The organism is Saccharothrix deserti, assembly GCF_009769385.1.
GTDB lineage: Bacteria > Actinomycetota > Actinomycetes > Mycobacteriales > Pseudonocardiaceae > Actinosynnema > Actinosynnema deserti.
The window spans coordinates 12883-26921 of the sequence record NZ_VKAB01000046.1 but is presented as its reverse complement, the minus strand read 5'-3'; the positions used below and the strand labels follow the sequence as shown (position 1 = coordinate 26921).

Annotated in this window: 14 protein-coding genes; 10 read left to right on the top strand and 4 right to left on the bottom strand. The window is 70.5% G+C overall.

Going from position 1 to position 14039, the window contains the following annotated elements:
* The first annotated feature begins 11 nt into the window (after positions 1-11).
* Genes FM051_RS42680 through FM051_RS42670 form a run of 3 tightly spaced genes read left to right on the top strand, consistent with a single transcriptional unit; the run spans position 12 to position 1413 of the window.
* On the top strand, positions 12-338 hold the full coding sequence (locus FM051_RS42680; RefSeq protein WP_238413062.1) for a YbaB/EbfC family nucleoid-associated protein: 327 nt from the start codon (positions 12-14) through the stop codon (positions 336-338).
* On the top strand, positions 338-931 hold the full coding sequence (gene recR, locus FM051_RS42675; protein WP_158852803.1) for a recombination mediator RecR: 594 nt from the start codon (positions 338-340) through the stop codon (positions 929-931). Before FM051_RS42680 ends, recR begins: the two co-directional genes overlap by 1 nt.
* A complete protein-coding gene (locus FM051_RS42670) occupies positions 928-1413 on the top strand; it encodes a uridine kinase family protein (protein WP_158852802.1) in 486 nt (161 codons plus the stop codon). Before recR ends, FM051_RS42670 begins: the two co-directional genes overlap by 4 nt.
* A 7-nt stretch (positions 1414-1420) precedes the next feature.
* Here FM051_RS42670 and FM051_RS42665 read toward each other — a convergent pair whose 3' ends face one another.
* Positions 1421-4747: an AfsR/SARP family transcriptional regulator gene (locus FM051_RS42665; protein WP_158852801.1), complete on the bottom strand. Its 3327-nt coding sequence runs from the start codon at positions 4745-4747 to the stop codon at positions 1421-1423.
* 229 nt (positions 4748-4976) lie between these two features.
* Here FM051_RS42665 and FM051_RS42660 point away from each other — a divergent pair, with 229 nt between their 5' ends.
* Genes FM051_RS42660 through FM051_RS42640 form a run of 5 tightly spaced genes read left to right on the top strand, consistent with a single transcriptional unit; the run spans position 4977 to position 10787 of the window.
* Positions 4977-6659 carry an ABC transporter substrate-binding protein gene (locus FM051_RS42660; protein WP_158852800.1) on the top strand — a complete coding sequence of 561 codons (1683 nt, stop codon included), beginning with the start codon at positions 4977-4979 and terminating at the stop codon, positions 6657-6659.
* Positions 6660-6696: 37 nt separating this feature from the next.
* A complete protein-coding gene (locus FM051_RS42655; RefSeq protein ID WP_158852799.1) occupies positions 6697-7701 on the top strand; it encodes an ABC transporter permease in 1005 nt (334 codons plus the stop codon).
* A gap of 6 nt (positions 7702-7707) precedes the next feature.
* A complete protein-coding gene (locus FM051_RS42650; protein ID WP_158852798.1) occupies positions 7708-8640 on the top strand; it encodes an ABC transporter permease in 933 nt (310 codons plus the stop codon).
* A gap of 3 nt (positions 8641-8643) precedes the next feature.
* Positions 8644-9639 (top strand): ABC transporter ATP-binding protein, encoded by a 996-nt coding sequence (locus tag FM051_RS42645; RefSeq protein WP_158852797.1) that lies wholly within the window; start codon positions 8644-8646, stop codon positions 9637-9639.
* Between the two features lie 56 nt (positions 9640-9695).
* Positions 9696-10787: an ABC transporter ATP-binding protein gene (locus tag FM051_RS42640; RefSeq protein WP_158852851.1), complete on the top strand. Its 1092-nt coding sequence runs from the start codon at positions 9696-9698 to the stop codon at positions 10785-10787.
* 46 nt (positions 10788-10833) lie between these two features.
* Here the strand turns inward: FM051_RS42640 and FM051_RS42635 are convergent, their stop codons facing one another.
* Entirely contained in the window at positions 10834-11541 is a 708-nt protein-coding gene (locus FM051_RS42635; protein ID WP_158852796.1) for an SDR family oxidoreductase, read from the bottom strand.
* A 79-nt stretch (positions 11542-11620) separates the two neighbouring features.
* Between FM051_RS42635 and FM051_RS42630 the strand changes: the two genes are divergently transcribed.
* Positions 11621-12058 carry a winged helix-turn-helix transcriptional regulator gene (locus FM051_RS42630; protein WP_238413061.1) on the top strand — a complete coding sequence of 146 codons (438 nt, stop codon included), beginning with the start codon at positions 11621-11623 and terminating at the stop codon, positions 12056-12058.
* A gap of 57 nt (positions 12059-12115) precedes the next feature.
* Here the strand turns inward: FM051_RS42630 and FM051_RS42625 are convergent, their stop codons facing one another.
* Entirely contained in the window at positions 12116-12679 is a 564-nt protein-coding gene (locus FM051_RS42625; protein WP_158852795.1) for a TIGR03086 family metal-binding protein, read from the bottom strand.
* 69 nt (positions 12680-12748) lie between these two features.
* On the opposite strand from FM051_RS42625, the gene FM051_RS42620 reads away from it, so the two are divergent.
* Positions 12749-13378: a TetR/AcrR family transcriptional regulator gene (locus tag FM051_RS42620; protein ID WP_158852794.1), complete on the top strand. Its 630-nt coding sequence runs from the start codon at positions 12749-12751 to the stop codon at positions 13376-13378.
* On the opposite strand, the gene FM051_RS42615 is transcribed toward FM051_RS42620, so the two are convergent.
* On the bottom strand, positions 13333-13902 hold the full coding sequence (locus tag FM051_RS42615; protein WP_158852793.1) for a DedA family protein: 570 nt from the start codon (positions 13900-13902) through the stop codon (positions 13333-13335). The genes FM051_RS42620 and FM051_RS42615 overlap by 46 nt on opposite strands.
* Positions 13903-14039 lie beyond the last annotated feature (137 nt).

The following is a 14039-nucleotide window of genomic DNA, read 5'->3' as shown; positions in this document are numbered from 1 at the left end:
GTGGTGCCAACATGCAGCAAATCCTCCAGCAGGCGCAGAAGATGCAGCAGCAGCTGGCCGCTGCGCAGCAGGAGCTGGCCGAGGCCGAGGTCACCGGCACGGCCGGCGGCGGTCTGGTCACCGCCGTGGTGTCCGGCGGCGGAGAGCTCAAGAGCCTGAACATCGACCCGAAGGCGGTCGACCCGGACGACGTCGAGACGCTGTCCGACCTGGTGGTCGCGGCCGTGCGCGACGCGAACCGCGCCGCCCAGGAGCTGGCCGCCCAGAAGATGGGCCCGCTGGCCAGCGGTATGGGCGGGATGGACGACCTGGGTGGTCTCGGGAAGCTGTTCGGCTGATGTACGAAGGGCCCGTCCAGGACTTGATCGACGAACTCGGCCGGTTGCCGGGCGTCGGTCCGAAGAGCGCGCAGCGCATCGCCTTCCACCTGCTCGCCGCGGACCCGGCCGACATCGGCCGGCTCCAGGACGCGTTGCAGAAGGTCAAGGACGGCGTGGTGTTCTGCGACGTGTGCGGCAACGTTTCGGCCGAGACGACCTGCCGCATCTGTCGCGACCCGCGCCGTGACCTGACCCTGATCTGCGTGGTGGAGGAGCCGAAGGACGTGCTCGCGGTCGAGCGGACCCGTGAGTTCAAGGGCCGCTACCACGTCCTGGGCGGTGCGCTCGACCCGTTGTCCGGGGTCGGGCCGGACCAGCTGCGGATCAGGCAGCTGCTCACCCGGATCGGCACGGATGTGTCCGAGATCATCATCGCCACCGACCCGAACACGGAGGGTGAGGCGACCGCGACCTACCTGGTCCGGATGCTGCGCGACTTCCCGGGCCTCACCGTCACCAGGCTCGCGTCGGGCCTGCCGATGGGCGGGGACCTGGAGTTCGCCGACGAGCTCACCCTCGGTCGGGCCCTGTCCGGCCGGCGCAGCATGTGAGGCTGGTCGCGGTCGACGGGCCGTCGGGTTCGGGCAAGTCGACCTACGCGGCGCGCCTCGCCGAGGAGCTGGGCGCGACCGTGGTGCCGACCGACCACTTCGCCACCTGGACCGACCCGGTGTCGTGGTGGCCGCGGCTGGTCGCGGACGTGCTCGAACCGCTGTGGCACGGCCGCGAGGCCCGCTACCGGCGGATGGACTGGACGGAAGGCTGGCCGCGCCTGGGCGACTGGGTGACCGTGCCGGTGCCGGACGTCCTGATCATCGAAGGCGTCTCGGCGGCCCGCCGTTCCATCGCCGCACGCCTGGACGAGGCGATCTGGGTGGAACTCCCGGACCCGGAGGAACGCCTGCGCCGCGCCGTCGCGCGGGACGGCGAGAAGAGCCGCGAGCACCTCAAGCGCTGGCAGGCCTTCGAACGCGGCTGGTTCGCCGTGGACGACACCAAATCCCGCGCCGACCGGATCGTCATCGTCAGCTGACCGGCCGCTACTCCGAACCGGGCGGCGCCTGTTCCCCCGGTGCCTGTTCCCCCGGTGCCTGTTCTCGCGGTGCCTGTTCTCGCAGGGCAGCCCGCGCGATCTCCGCCTCCGGTGACCCGATGGCGGTGAACCACTCCAGCGCGGTGTGCCAGTGCCCGCGCGCGCCGGTGAGGTCGCCGGTGGCGGCCAGGGAGTCACCGGCCAGGTGGGCGGCCCGCGCCCGCACGAACCGCTGCCCCGTGGTCCGGCTCAGCTCCAGGCAGCGCAGCGCCAGGTCGAGGGCCTGCGACACGTCACCCTGGTCGAGCCTGATCCGCCCGAGCACGGCCAGCACGTCCACCTCGGCGATCTTCAGCCGGTAGCGGACCGCGCTGTCCAGCGCCTGGCCGGCCGAGTACCGCGCCTCGTCCAGCCTGCCCGCCGCCCGGTGGATGAGTGCCAGGCTGCGCCGCGCCGCGCAGATGCCCAACGGGTAGCCGGTCTCCTCGGCGATCCGCAGCGCCTCCGTGGTGCGCTCGACCGCCTCGTCCAGCCGCCCCAGCCCGCACAGCGCCTCACCCAGGGCGTTCTTCGCGTCGCACAACCCCTTCAGGTTGCCCAACTCCTCCGCGATCGCCACCGCGCGACCGGCTTCACGTGCGGCATCCGCCCAACGGCCCCGCATCACGTGCGCCAACGCCAGGCCCTCGTGCGAGAAGTGCGCGAACCCGCGTGCGCCGGCCCGTTCGTACAGCTCACCGCACCTCTCGTAGAGCTGCGCGGCCCGTTCCGGCTGCCCGAGGAACAGGTGCACCTCGGCCAACGCCCGGTGGCTGTCGGCCTGCGTCATCCACGCGCCGAGCCGGTTGCCGACGTCCAGCGCGCCCTCGAACGACGACACCGCCCGGTCCAGCTGCCCGAGCTGCATGTAGACGCCGCCGAGGTTGAGCTGGGCGATGCCCTCCTGCTGCAACGCCCCGATGGACCGCGTGATCACCAAAGCGCGTTCCAGGTGGTCAGCGGCCTGCTCGAGGTCGCCCACGTCGATGTAGACCGCGCCGAGGTTCGCCAACACGGCCGCCTCGACGGCGGGCGCGGCGCCGGTGCGCTGCTGGATCGGGATGGCCCGGCGGAAGTAGTCGACGGCCACCCGGTGCTGCCCGATCGCCCAGTACAGCGTGCCCAGCGACGACAGCATCGCCACCTCACCGACCGCGTCCTGCGCGGCCTGCGCCACCGCCAGCCCGGCCTTGGCGGTCGCCAGCCACTCCACCGGCAACCCGATCGTGTAGAAGTACCGCCGCAACGCGTCGGCCAGCTGCCACACGTCCCGGTCGGGCTGGCGGTCGGCCGCGTGCACGACGAGCCCGACCAGGTTGCCCCGCTCGGCGTCCAGCCAGGCCAACGCCTCCGCCGAGGTGGAGAACAGGCGCGGGGTCACGCCCGGCACGACGTCCGTGCGCGGCAACCTCAACAACGTGCTCTTGAACGCGTCCGTGGCGTTGTCCACCGACCGGATCGACCAGTCCAGCAGCCGCCGCTCGGCCTGGGCGCTCTCCGCCGGGTCGTCCTCGATCGACCGCCGCTCGGCCGCGTAGTCCCTCAGCAGGTCGTGGAACTGGTACCGGCCGGGCGCGTGGTTGTCCACGAGGTTCGCCGTGGCCAGCCGGTCGAGCCGCCGCCGGGCGTCCTGCGTGGTCAGGCCGCCCAACGCCGCCGCCACGTCCGGCGTGATGTCGCCCGGCGCGAGGCTGAGCAGCCGGAACAGCGACGCCAGCTCCGGCTTCAACGCCGTGTACGAGAGGTCGAACGCCGCGTGCACCGCGGCGCGCTCGTCACCCTCCACGGCCAACGCCGCCAGCCGGTTGCCCGCCCGCAGCTCCTCCACGTACGACGCGATGGTGATCTCCGGCCGGGACAGCAGGTTCGCCGCCGCGATCCGCAACGCCAACGGCAGGTGCGCGCACAGCTCGGCCAGCTCGTCGGCCGCCTCCGACTGCGACGCCACCACCTCCTCGCCGAGCATCCCGGCCAGCAGCGCCCGCGTCTCGGCCCGGTCGAGCACGTCCAGCCGCACGTTCGACGCGGCGTGGCTCACGGCCAGCCCGCGCAGGGTGTCCCGGCTGGTCACGAGCACGGCGCACCCCGGCGATCCGGGCAGCAGCGGCCGGATCTGCTCGGCGTTGGCCGCGTTGTCCAGCACCAGCAGCACCTGCTGGTCGGTCAGCCGCGACCGGAACATCGCCTCCTGCTCGTCCTGGTCCAGCGGCACCGACTCGGGCGGCACGCCCTGCGCCCGCAGGAACCGCGGTAGCACGTCCACCGCGCTCAACGGCGGCCCCTGGGCGTACCCGCGCAGGTTCACGTACAGCTGCCCGTCCGGGAAGAAGTGCCGCATCTTGTGCGCCGCGTGCACCGCCAGCGCCGTCTTGCCCACCCCCGGCGGCCCGGCCAACGTCACCACCGGCACGCCCTGAGCGGTCCGCAACAACGCCTCGATCAGCTGAACGGCCTGCTCACGGCCCACGAAGTCACCGATGTCGGCGGGCAGCTGCGACGGCACCACCCGGTCACGCCGCGCGGTCGTCGCGCTCTGCCCCGGGTCAAGCGCCGGCGACCCGCCCAGCACCTGCTGGTGCACGCGCCGCAGCTCGTCACCGGGGTCGATGCCCAGCTGCTCGGCCAGCAGCCCGCTGACCCGCCGGTACGCGCCCAGCGCGTCGGCCTGCCGCCCGGACCGGTACAGCGCGATCATCAGCTGCGACCACAGCCGTTCCCGCAGCGGGTGTTCCCTGGTCAGCCGGGACAGCTCGGGGATCAGCTCGGCGTGCCTGCCCAGTTCCAGGTCGACCTCGACCCGGCGTTCCTCCACGTGCAGCCGCCGTTCGCCCAGGCGGGGCACCTCGTCCCGGTGCAGCACCTCCGACGGGACGTCCACCATCGCGGGCCCCCGCCACAGCGCCAGCGCCGCGGTGAAGATCGCCGACGCGGACTCCAGCCTGCCTGCGGCCCGCTCCCGCTCGCCCTCCTCGACCAGCTGCTCGAACCGCATCACGTCGATCGTGCGTTCGTCGACGTCGATCAGGTAACCGTCGGGCACGGTCCGGATCGGCACGGCCGGGCCCAGCGCCTGCCGCAACCGCATGACGTAGGTCTGCAACGTGCCGCGTGCCCGCGCGGGTGGCTCGGTGCCCCAGATGTGCTCCGCCAACTCGTCGACCGAGACACCGGCTCCGGCGCGCATGAGCAGCGACACCAGCAGCGAACGCTGCCGTCCCGCCCGCACCACGACTTGCTCGCCGTCGACCAGCACCTGCAGCGGGCCGAGGACGCGGAACTCGACCACAGGGTTCACCGGCGACCTCCCTCCGCACACGTGCAGGTTTCTGTTGTCCGTTGTACAGCGTAGGAGGACGTATGCCCGATCGGCTGTGGTCACGTTGGGTCAGCGAAGGTGGGCCGGACGTATGAGAATGCCCATTCACGTGGCCGGATCGTGACCTGGGTCGACTCCGAAGAGTTGTGGTAACCGGTTAGGGTCCGTGACCACACCGTGAGATCCCGGATTTCCCTAGGGGTGTTTGATGGTTCATTCCCGAACGGCCCGACGCCGTTGGACGGCCGCGATCGGCCTGACCGGCGTCGCTGCGCTCGCACTGTCCGCCTGCGCTGAATCCGGGCGGACGGACGACCCGGGGGCCGGCCAGGTCGGCGGCACGCTCACCTTTGGTGCGGCCGGTGCTCCCAAGCTGTTCGACCCGTTCTACGCCACTGATGGCGAGACGTTCCGCGTCTCCCGCCAGATGTACGAGGGTCTGGTCGGCTTCAAGCCCGGGACCGCCGAGGTGGAGCCCGCCTTGGCGACGGACTGGGACTCGTCGGAAGACGGCAAGACGTGGACGTTCACACTGAAAGAAAATGTGAAATTCCACGACGACACGGACTTCAACGCCGAAGCGGTGTGCTTCAACTTCAACCGCTGGTACAACCAGAAGGGCGCCGCTCAGTCGGACGCCGTTTCGCAGTACTGGCTGGACAACTTCGGCGGCTTCGCGGACACCCCGGACAAGCCGTCGCTGTTCAAGTCCTGCACGGTCAAGGACACCAAGACCGCGGTCATCGAGCTGAACGAGGCGACCTCGCAGTTCCCGTCGGTGTTGGGCTTCACGTCGTTCTCCATCTCCAGCCCGGACGCGCTGAAGAAGTACGACGCGGACAACGTCGTCGCCGCGGGTGACAGCTTCACCTACCCCGCGTACGCGAACGAACACCCGACCGGCACCGGTCCGTTCAAGTTCGGCAAGTTCGACAAGGCGAACAACGTCGTCGAGCTGGTCCGGCACGACAACTACCACGGGACGAAGGCGAAGCTCGACAAGATCGTCTTCCGCATCATCCCGGACGAGACCGCGCGCAAGCAGGCCCTCGAGGCCGGCGACATCGACGGCTACGACCTGCCGAACGCGGCGGACTGGCCGGGCCTGAAGGAGAAGGGCTTCAACGTCGCGGTCCGCCCGGCGTTCAACATCTTCTACCTGGGCATCAACCAGAAGAACAACCCGAAGCTCCAGGACCTCCGGGTCCGGCAGGCGCTGATGTACGCGATCAACCGCGAGCAGCTGGTGACGTCGCAGCTGCCCGAGGGCGCGTCGGTGGCCAGCCAGTTCATGCCGAGCACGGTCGACGGCTACAACAAGGAGCTCAAGCCGGTCGGGTACGACCCGGAGAAGGCCAAGGCGCTGCTGGCCGAGGCCGGCGCGTCCGACCTGACGCTGAAGTTCTTCTGGCCGACCGAGGTCACCCGGCCGTACATGCCGAGCCCGAAGGACATCCAGGCCGCCATCGCCGGTGACCTGGAGAAGGCCGGCATCAAGCTGGAGGTCTCCAGCAAGCCGTGGAACGGCGGCTACCTGACCGACGTCGACCTGGGCATCCCGGACCTGCACCTGCTGGGCTGGACCGGTGACAACGGCACGCCGCAGAACTGGATCGGCACGTTCTTCGGCCGCACCGACAACCGGTTCAACACCGGCGCGTCGCCGTGGGGCCAGACGCTGGCCGACGAGCTGGCGAAGGCGAACTCGGAGCCCAACGAGGAAAAGCGCCGCGGCATGTACGAGGACCTGAACAAGAAGATCATGGAGGAGTACCTGCCCGCCATCCCGGTGTCGCACTCGCCGCCGGCGTTGGTGCTCAAGTCGGACATCAAGGGCGTCGTGCCCAGCCCGTTGACCGACGAGAGGTTCGGTTCGGCCAGCAAGGGCTGAGCCGCACAACTCCAGATAGAGACGACGGGGTAGCTCAATGCTCCGCTACACGATCCGACGGCTCATCCAGCTGGTCGGCGTGGTGCTGGTGCTGTCCCTGCTGCTCTTCGCGTGGCTCCGCGCTCTCCCGGGAGGTCCGGTATCGGCCCTCCTGGGGGAGCGCGCCACCCCAGAGTCGCGGGAAGCCCTCACCAAACAGCTCGGCTTGGACCAGCCGATCTTCGTCCAGTACTTCAAGTTCATGGGCCGTGCGCTGTCGGGCGACTTCGGCGTGTCGACGGGCGTGCAGCCCGGCGACTCGGCCCTCGACATCTTCCTCCAGCGCTTCCCCGCGACGATCGAGCTGAGCTTCCTGGCCATCGTCATCGCCATCGCCGTCGGCATCCCGCTGGGGTACATGGCCGCGAAGCGCCGCGGTGGCTGGTTCGACAACCTCAGCGTCGGCGGCTCGCTGCTCGGCGTCGCCGTGCCGGTGTTCTTCCTGGCCTACGTGCTCAAGGACGTGCTGTCGTCCGCTCTGGGCCTGCCGACCGAGGGGCGACAGGACGCGATCGACGCGACCCGCGTCACCGGGTTCTTCGTCCTCGACGGTGTGATCACCCAGGAGTGGGACGCGGCGCTGAACGCGTTGGAGCACCTGATCCTGCCCGCGATCGCGCTGGCCACCATCCCGTTCGCGGTGGTCTTCCGGATCACCCGGGCCGCCGTGCTCGACGTGCTCGACGAGGACTTCGTGCGCACCGCCGAGTCCAAGGGCCTGACCGCGCCGGTCATCCGGCGCAGGCACGTGCTGCGCAACGCGATGCTGCCGGTCGTCACGACCATCGGTCTGCAGACCGGTGCCCTGCTGGCGGGCGCGGTGCTCACGGAGAAGGTGTTCTCGTTCGCCGGGGTGGGCCAGGCGCTGGCCATCGGGTTCGAGAGACGCGACTACCCGGTGCTGCTGCTGCTGATCATCATGGCCACGGTCGTGTACGTGGTGGTCAACCTCCTGGTGGACCTCTCGTACGCGATCATCGACCCGCGGATCAGGACGAGGTAGGCCGCGATGGTCACTCCGACTCGCAAGAAAGACCGCATCGACAAGCTGGCCGGGACCAGTTCCGACGCGGGCGTGAGCCTCGCCGCGAGCGCGTGGCGGACGTTGCGCCGCAGCCCGGTGTTCCTCACCGGCGCCGTCATCATCGGCCTGTTCGTGCTGGTGTCGCTGCTGTCGCCGTGGCTCGCGCCGCACGACCCGTCCGACCCGATGCTGATCGACCAGGTCATCAAGGCGCGCAACCAGATCCCGCCGGTCCAGGACGGCCACCCGCTCGGTGGCGACCTGCAGGGCCGCGACTTCCTGTCCCGGCTGCTCATCGGCTCGCAGCAGACGCTGATCGTCGGCGTGCTGGCCACCCTGATCGGGTTGGCCGGCGGGTTGACGCTCGGCACGTTGGCGGGCGCGTTCGGCGGCTGGGTCGACTCGGTGGTCATGCGCCTGGTCGACGTCATGCTGTCGCTGCCCAGCCTGCTGCTGGCGTTCAGCATCAGCGCGATGTTCGCCCGGCCCAACCAGTACACCGTGATCATCGCGGTGGCGGTGGTGCAGATCCCGGTGTTCGCCCGGCTGCTGCGCGGCTCGATGCTCGCCCAGCGGCACAGCGACCACGTGCTGGCCGCGACCGCGCTCGGCGTGAAGCCGGGTGCGATCGTGTTCCGGCACATGCTGCCCAACTCGCTCGGCCCGGTGATCGTGCAGTCGACGTTGGTGCTGGCCACGGCCATCATCGACGCGGCGGCGCTGTCGTTCCTCGGCCTGGGCAACCCCGACGACCGGATCCCGGAGTGGGGGCAGATGCTCGGCGACGTGCAGAACGTGTTCGACACGCACCCGCAGCTCGCGTTCTGGCCGGCGGGTTGCATCATCGTCGTCGCGCTCGGCTTCACGCTGATGGGCGAGACGCTGCGCGAAGCCCTCGACCCCAAGAGCAGGCGGTGAGTCGTGCCACTCCTCGAAGTACGTGACCTCACCGTGGTTTTCGAGCGCAAGGGGGAGCAGCCCTTCACCGCCGTCGACCACGTGAGCTTCGACGTGGAGCCGGGCCAGACCGTCGGCCTGGTCGGCGAGTCGGGGTGCGGCAAGTCCGTGACGTCGCTCGCGATCATGGGGTTGCTGCCCAAGCGCGGCGCGCGGATCTCCGGTTCGGTGCAGTACGAAGGCGTGAACCTGCTGTCGCTGTCGGATCGCGAGATGCGCGACCGGCGCGGCCGTGACCTGGGCATGGTGTTCCAGGACCCGCTGTCCTCGCTGAACCCGGTGATCCCGATCGGGTTGCAGGTCACCGAGGTGCTGGAACGGCACCGGGACATGCCGCGCAAGAAGGCGATGGTGGAGGCGGCCGAGCTGCTGGACAAGGTCGGCATCCCCGACCCGAACCGGCGGCTCACCGAGTACCCGCACCAGCTGTCCGGCGGTATGCGGCAGCGCGCGTTGATCGCGATCGCGTTGGCGTGCCGGCCGCGGCTGCTGATCGCGGACGAGCCGACGACCGCGCTCGACGTGACGATCCAGGCGCAGATCCTGGCGTTGCTGAAGGAACTGGTGCGCGACATGGGCACCGCGCTGGTCATGATCACGCACGACCTGGGCGTGGTCGCGGGCCTGTGCGACGAGGTGAACGTGCTCTACGCCGGGCGCGTGGTGGAGAAGGCGCAGCGGCACGAGCTGTTCGCCGCGCCGCGCCACCCGTACACGCACGGCCTGCTGTCGTCCATCCCGCGGCTGGACGCGCCGCGCGGGGAGAGGCTGAACCCGATCCGGGGTTCGGTGTCGGACAACATCCCGTGGACCGAGGGGTGCGCGTTCGCGCCTCGGTGCCCGAACAAGCTGGACGTGTGCGTGCGGGTGACACCCGAGCAGGAGGACATCGGCGGTGGCCGGTTGCTGCGCTGCCACAACCCGGTGAAGCCGCCGGTGGCCGAGGAGGTGTCGGTGTGAGCACCGCTGTGACCCCGCAGCCGGAGACCCCTCGGCCGGACACCACGGCCGACACGCTGGTCACCGTCGAGGGCATCAAGGTCCACTTCCCGATCAAGCGCGGCGTGATCCTCGACCGCACGGTCGGCCACGTGTACGCGGTGGACGGGGTGGACCTGTCGGTCCGGCGCGGCGAGACGTACGGCCTGGTCGGCGAGTCCGGCTGCGGCAAGTCCACCCTCGGGCGGGCGGTGCTGCGGCTGACCGAGCCGACGGCCGGGCGGGTGGTGTTCGACGGCACCGACCTCTCCTCGTTGAAGGGCGAGGAACTGCGCCGGATGCGCCGCCGGATGCAGATGGTGTTCCAGGACCCGATGTCGTCCCTGGACCCGCGGCAGTCGGTGGAGTCGATCCTGGTCGAGGGCCTGCGGGCGCACGACCTGGACAAGGGGCGCGAGGCGACCGGCAAGCGCTTGCGCACGTTGCTGTCGGCGGTCGGGCTGCCGACCACGTCGCTGCGCAAGTACCCGCACGAGTTCTCCGGCGGTCAGCGGCAGCGCATCGGCATCGCGCGGGCGTTGGCGGTCGAGCCGGACCTGATCATCGCCGACGAGCCGGTGTCCGCGCTGGACGTGTCGGTGCAGGCGCAGGTCGTCAACCTGCTGGAGGAGTTGCAGGACGAGTTCGGCCTCACCTACCTGGTGATCGCGCACGACCTCGCCGTGGTCCGGCACATCTCCGACCGGGTCGGCGTGATGTACCTCGGCGGTCTGGTGGAGGAGGCGACCTCGGACGACCTCTACGCCGAGCCGCTGCACCCGTACACCAGGGCGCTGCTGTCGGCGATCCCGGTGCCGGACCCGCTGGTCGAGGACCGGCGGGAGCGCATCCTGCTGACGGGCGACCTGCCGTCACCCGCGAACCCGCCGAAGGGCTGCCGCTTCCACACCCGCTGCCCGTGGAAGCAGGCGACCCGCTGCGACACCGAACGACCCGAGCTGCGCGAGGTGCTGCCGGGCCACAAGGTGGCGTGCCACTGGGCGGAGGACATCCGCGCCGGCAGGATCCGGCCGCACGAGGTCGAGGCCGTGCTGGTGGAGGAAGAGGGCATCTCGCCCGACGTCCCGCTGGTCGGTCCCGCCTCGGTGACGGAGGCCTTGAACCCGTGAGCCCCGGTTCCGGGGGCGCTCGTCCGCGTCCCCGGAACCCGGGCCGTCAGATTCCGACCACCTGCGGGTAGAGGGCGCTCGGGTCGGCGGACAGGGCGGCCTTGAGGGCGACGACACCCTCGTCGGCCAGCACCTCGATCCGGCCGGCCTCGATGCCGTCCAGGGCGGCGCGGACGACGTCGGCGGGGTCGTTCTTCGGCATGTCCAGGCCCGCCGTCATGTCGGTGTCCGTCGGCCCCAGGTGCAGGCCGGCGACCAGCGTGCCCTGGCCGGCGAGTTCCACGCGGATGCCGTTGGTGAGGCTCCACTGCGCCGCTTTGGCCGCGCTGTACGCGGTGGCGCGGTCGTAGGACACCCACGACATCGACGACAGCACGTTGAGGATCGCGCCGCCGCCGTTGGTGGCGAGGACCGGTGCGAACGCGCGGATCACGTCCAGCGTGCCGTAGAAGTGCGTGTCCATCTCCAGCTTGATCGCGGCCGGGTCGCCGGTGACGAGGTTCTCGCCGGTGATCAGGCCCGCGTTGTTGACCAGCAGCGTGACGTCGCGGGCGGCGGTGGCCGCGGCGGCGACGGTGGCCGGGTCGGTGATGTCCAGCCGCAGCACCTCGACGCCCGGCACGTCGACCAGGTCGGGGTTGCGCGCGGTCGCGTAGACCTTGGCCGCACCCCGTTCGAGGAGTTGCCGGGCGAAGTGCCGGCCGATGCCGCGGTTGGCGCCGGTGACCAGGGCGACCGAGTTGGCGATCTTCAAGGGTGTCTCCCAGGCGTGGATTGGTTTTACCAACCTAGCCTGGCTGGATTGGATTGCACAACCGAGCCATACTGGGCCCGTGACGGCACCCGACGACTCCTCCTGCTCCATGGTCAAGGCGGTGGAGATCGTCGGTGAGCGCTGGACCTTCTTCGTCCTGCGCGAGGCGCTGGCGGGCGCGACCCGCTTCTCGGAGTTCCGCTCCCGGCTCGGCATCGCGTCCGACGTGCTCGCCGCCCGGCTCGCCAAGCTGGTGGACACCGGGCTCATGGCCAGGCAGACCTACCGGGAACCGGGGCAGCGCCCCCGCGACGGCTACCACCTCACGGACGCGGGCCAGCGGCTGGGCGTGGTGCTGTGCGCGTTGCAGGAGTGGGGCAACGAGCACATCCCGTGCACCGTCCCCACGGTCGCCTACCGCGCGTCCGACGGCCGGCCCGTGTGCGTGCAGTTCGTGGACCCCAACGGTGTCGTGGTTCCCCGCAACGAGGTCCGCGTGGAGCGGATCGCGGACTAGGCGTGCCCGTGTCGGGGGCGCCTCCCCCTGTGGTGGCGCCCCCGACACGGTGATCGGTTACGCGGGCCAGTTCGGTGAGCGGCCGAGCAGGCCCACCAGTCGGTCCGTGATCGGCGCGTCCTCCGGCACGTCGACCGGCATCGCGAACGAACCTCCCGGTCCTCGAACGTTCGGCGTCGTCGGATAGTGCCGCGCCATCCGGTACGCGGCCGTGGCGAGTTCGGTGTCGAGGGTGCCGTCGATGCCGATCGCCCGGCACAGGTCCCAGGCGTGCACGAGGTTGTCCACGAAGTGCGCGGCCACCAACTCCTTGCCCGGCCGGGTGCCGAAGCTCGCGAACTCCACCCGCCGCTCCAGCACGCCGTCCGCGCGGAACGCCTCGGTGACCGCGTCGGTGGCCGCGCGGTAGGCGGTGACCATGTCGTCGTCGGCCGGGTCGTCGGGGGACGTGCCGCGGACGAACGCGGTGAACGCCAGCGTGCTGTCGACCTGGTGGCGCAGCAGTTCGTAGACGGTCCACCCGGCGCACGGCGTGGCCATGTCCAGGTGGGCCTCTTCGAGGTCCGCCATCAGCTTCAGGTTGAGGTCGAGCGACGACCGGTTCAGGTCCAGGAGATCCATGTGTTCATCCACCCCTCAAGTTGTACGAACGATCGTACAATTAGTTTGCGAGTGGTCAAGGGGGCTAGCGTGGACGCTGTGAAGGTCGACGGACGGGTGGAGCGCGGCGAGCAGACGCGGCGGCAGATCCTGCGGCGAGCGGCGGACATCGCGTCGGTCGAAGGGCTGGAGGGCCTGTCGATCGGGCGGCTGGCCACCGAGCTGGAGGTCAGCAAGAGCGGGGTGTTCGCGCACTTCGGGTCGAAGGAGGAGCTGCAACTCGCGACCGTGCGCGCGGCGGCGGCGATCTTCGTGAAGCAGGTCGTGGACCCCGCGCTCGCCGTGCCGCCGGGCTTGGGGCGGCTGGAGGCGCTGCTGGACGGGTGGTTGACGTACTCGGAGAACCGGACGTTCCCGGGCGGGTGCTTCTTCTACGCCGTGCAGGCCGAGTTCGACGCCCGGCACGGGCGGGTGCGCGACGCGATCGCCGGGTACGGGCGCAAGTGGACCGAGTACGTGCGGGAGACGATCGCGGCCGTTCCGGAGTTGGCCGACCCGGACCAGTTGGCGTTCGAGCTGATCGCGTTCCTGGAGATGGCCAACGTCCAGTCGGTCCTGCACGACGACCCGCTCGCCTACTCACGCGCCCGAACGGCCGTGCGGGCGCGGTTGGCTCAGGCGGGCACGACCTCGGCTGCGGCGTCCACGACCCTGCGCTGAGCCGCCTTGACGGCCATCCCGATCGGCACGCTGATCAGGGTCGCGACCACGAACGAGATCAGCGTGGCCACCAGCGGGTCGGTGAAGATCCGGCCGCCGAAGTACCCGAGCGTGGCCGTGTAGGCGCTCCACAGCGCGGCACCGACGAGGGCGATCGGCGCGAACCGCCGGATCGGCCACCGCAGCGACCCGGCCAGGACCGCCCCGGCCAGCCCGCCGCCCGGCACGAACCGCACCGCGACCAGGATCGACTCACCGCGCGTGGCCAGCTTCGACGCCGTCCACGCCACCACGGCGCGCGGTCCGGGGCGTTGGCTGAACCTGGTGAGCGCACGCATGCCGGCCGTCCGCCCGACGGTGAAGTTGATCAGGTCGGACAGGGTGCAGCCGACAGCGGCCACTCCGATCACGGCGGCCAGCGGCAGGTCGCCGGACGCGGCCAGCACACCGCAGCCGATCAGCACGGCCTCGGTCGGCGCCAACGGCACGACGGCGACCACGAACAGCACCACGAGGGCGGTCATGATCGGGGAACGCTGAGGGGTTCCGGATCCTCTCCAACCTGTCGGTGTCTTCAGCAAGCCGTCAGGTCCGGTTCACAAATGGGCAGGTGGGAAGTCGCGGGTGTTACGGACGGCGGGCGCGGTCCTGAGAGCTCTCC

Coding starts and splice junctions, on each gene's coding strand:
- FM051_RS42680 (WP_238413062.1), top strand. CDS start 12: ATGCAGCAAATCCTCCAGCAGGCGCAGAAGATGCAGCAGCAGCTGGCC.
- recR (WP_158852803.1), top strand. CDS start 338: ATGTACGAAGGGCCCGTCCAGGACTTGATCGACGAACTCGGCCGGTTG.
- FM051_RS42660 (WP_158852800.1), top strand. CDS start 4,977: ATGGTTCATTCCCGAACGGCCCGACGCCGTTGGACGGCCGCGATCGGC.
- FM051_RS42655 (WP_158852799.1), top strand. CDS start 6,697: ATGCTCCGCTACACGATCCGACGGCTCATCCAGCTGGTCGGCGTGGTG.
- FM051_RS42650 (WP_158852798.1), top strand. CDS start 7,708: ATGGTCACTCCGACTCGCAAGAAAGACCGCATCGACAAGCTGGCCGGG.
- FM051_RS42625 (WP_158852795.1), bottom strand. CDS start 12,679: ATGGATCTCCTGGACCTGAACCGGTCGTCGCTCGACCTCAACCTGAAG.
- FM051_RS42615 (WP_158852793.1), bottom strand. CDS start 13,902: ATGACCGCCCTCGTGGTGCTGTTCGTGGTCGCCGTCGTGCCGTTGGCG.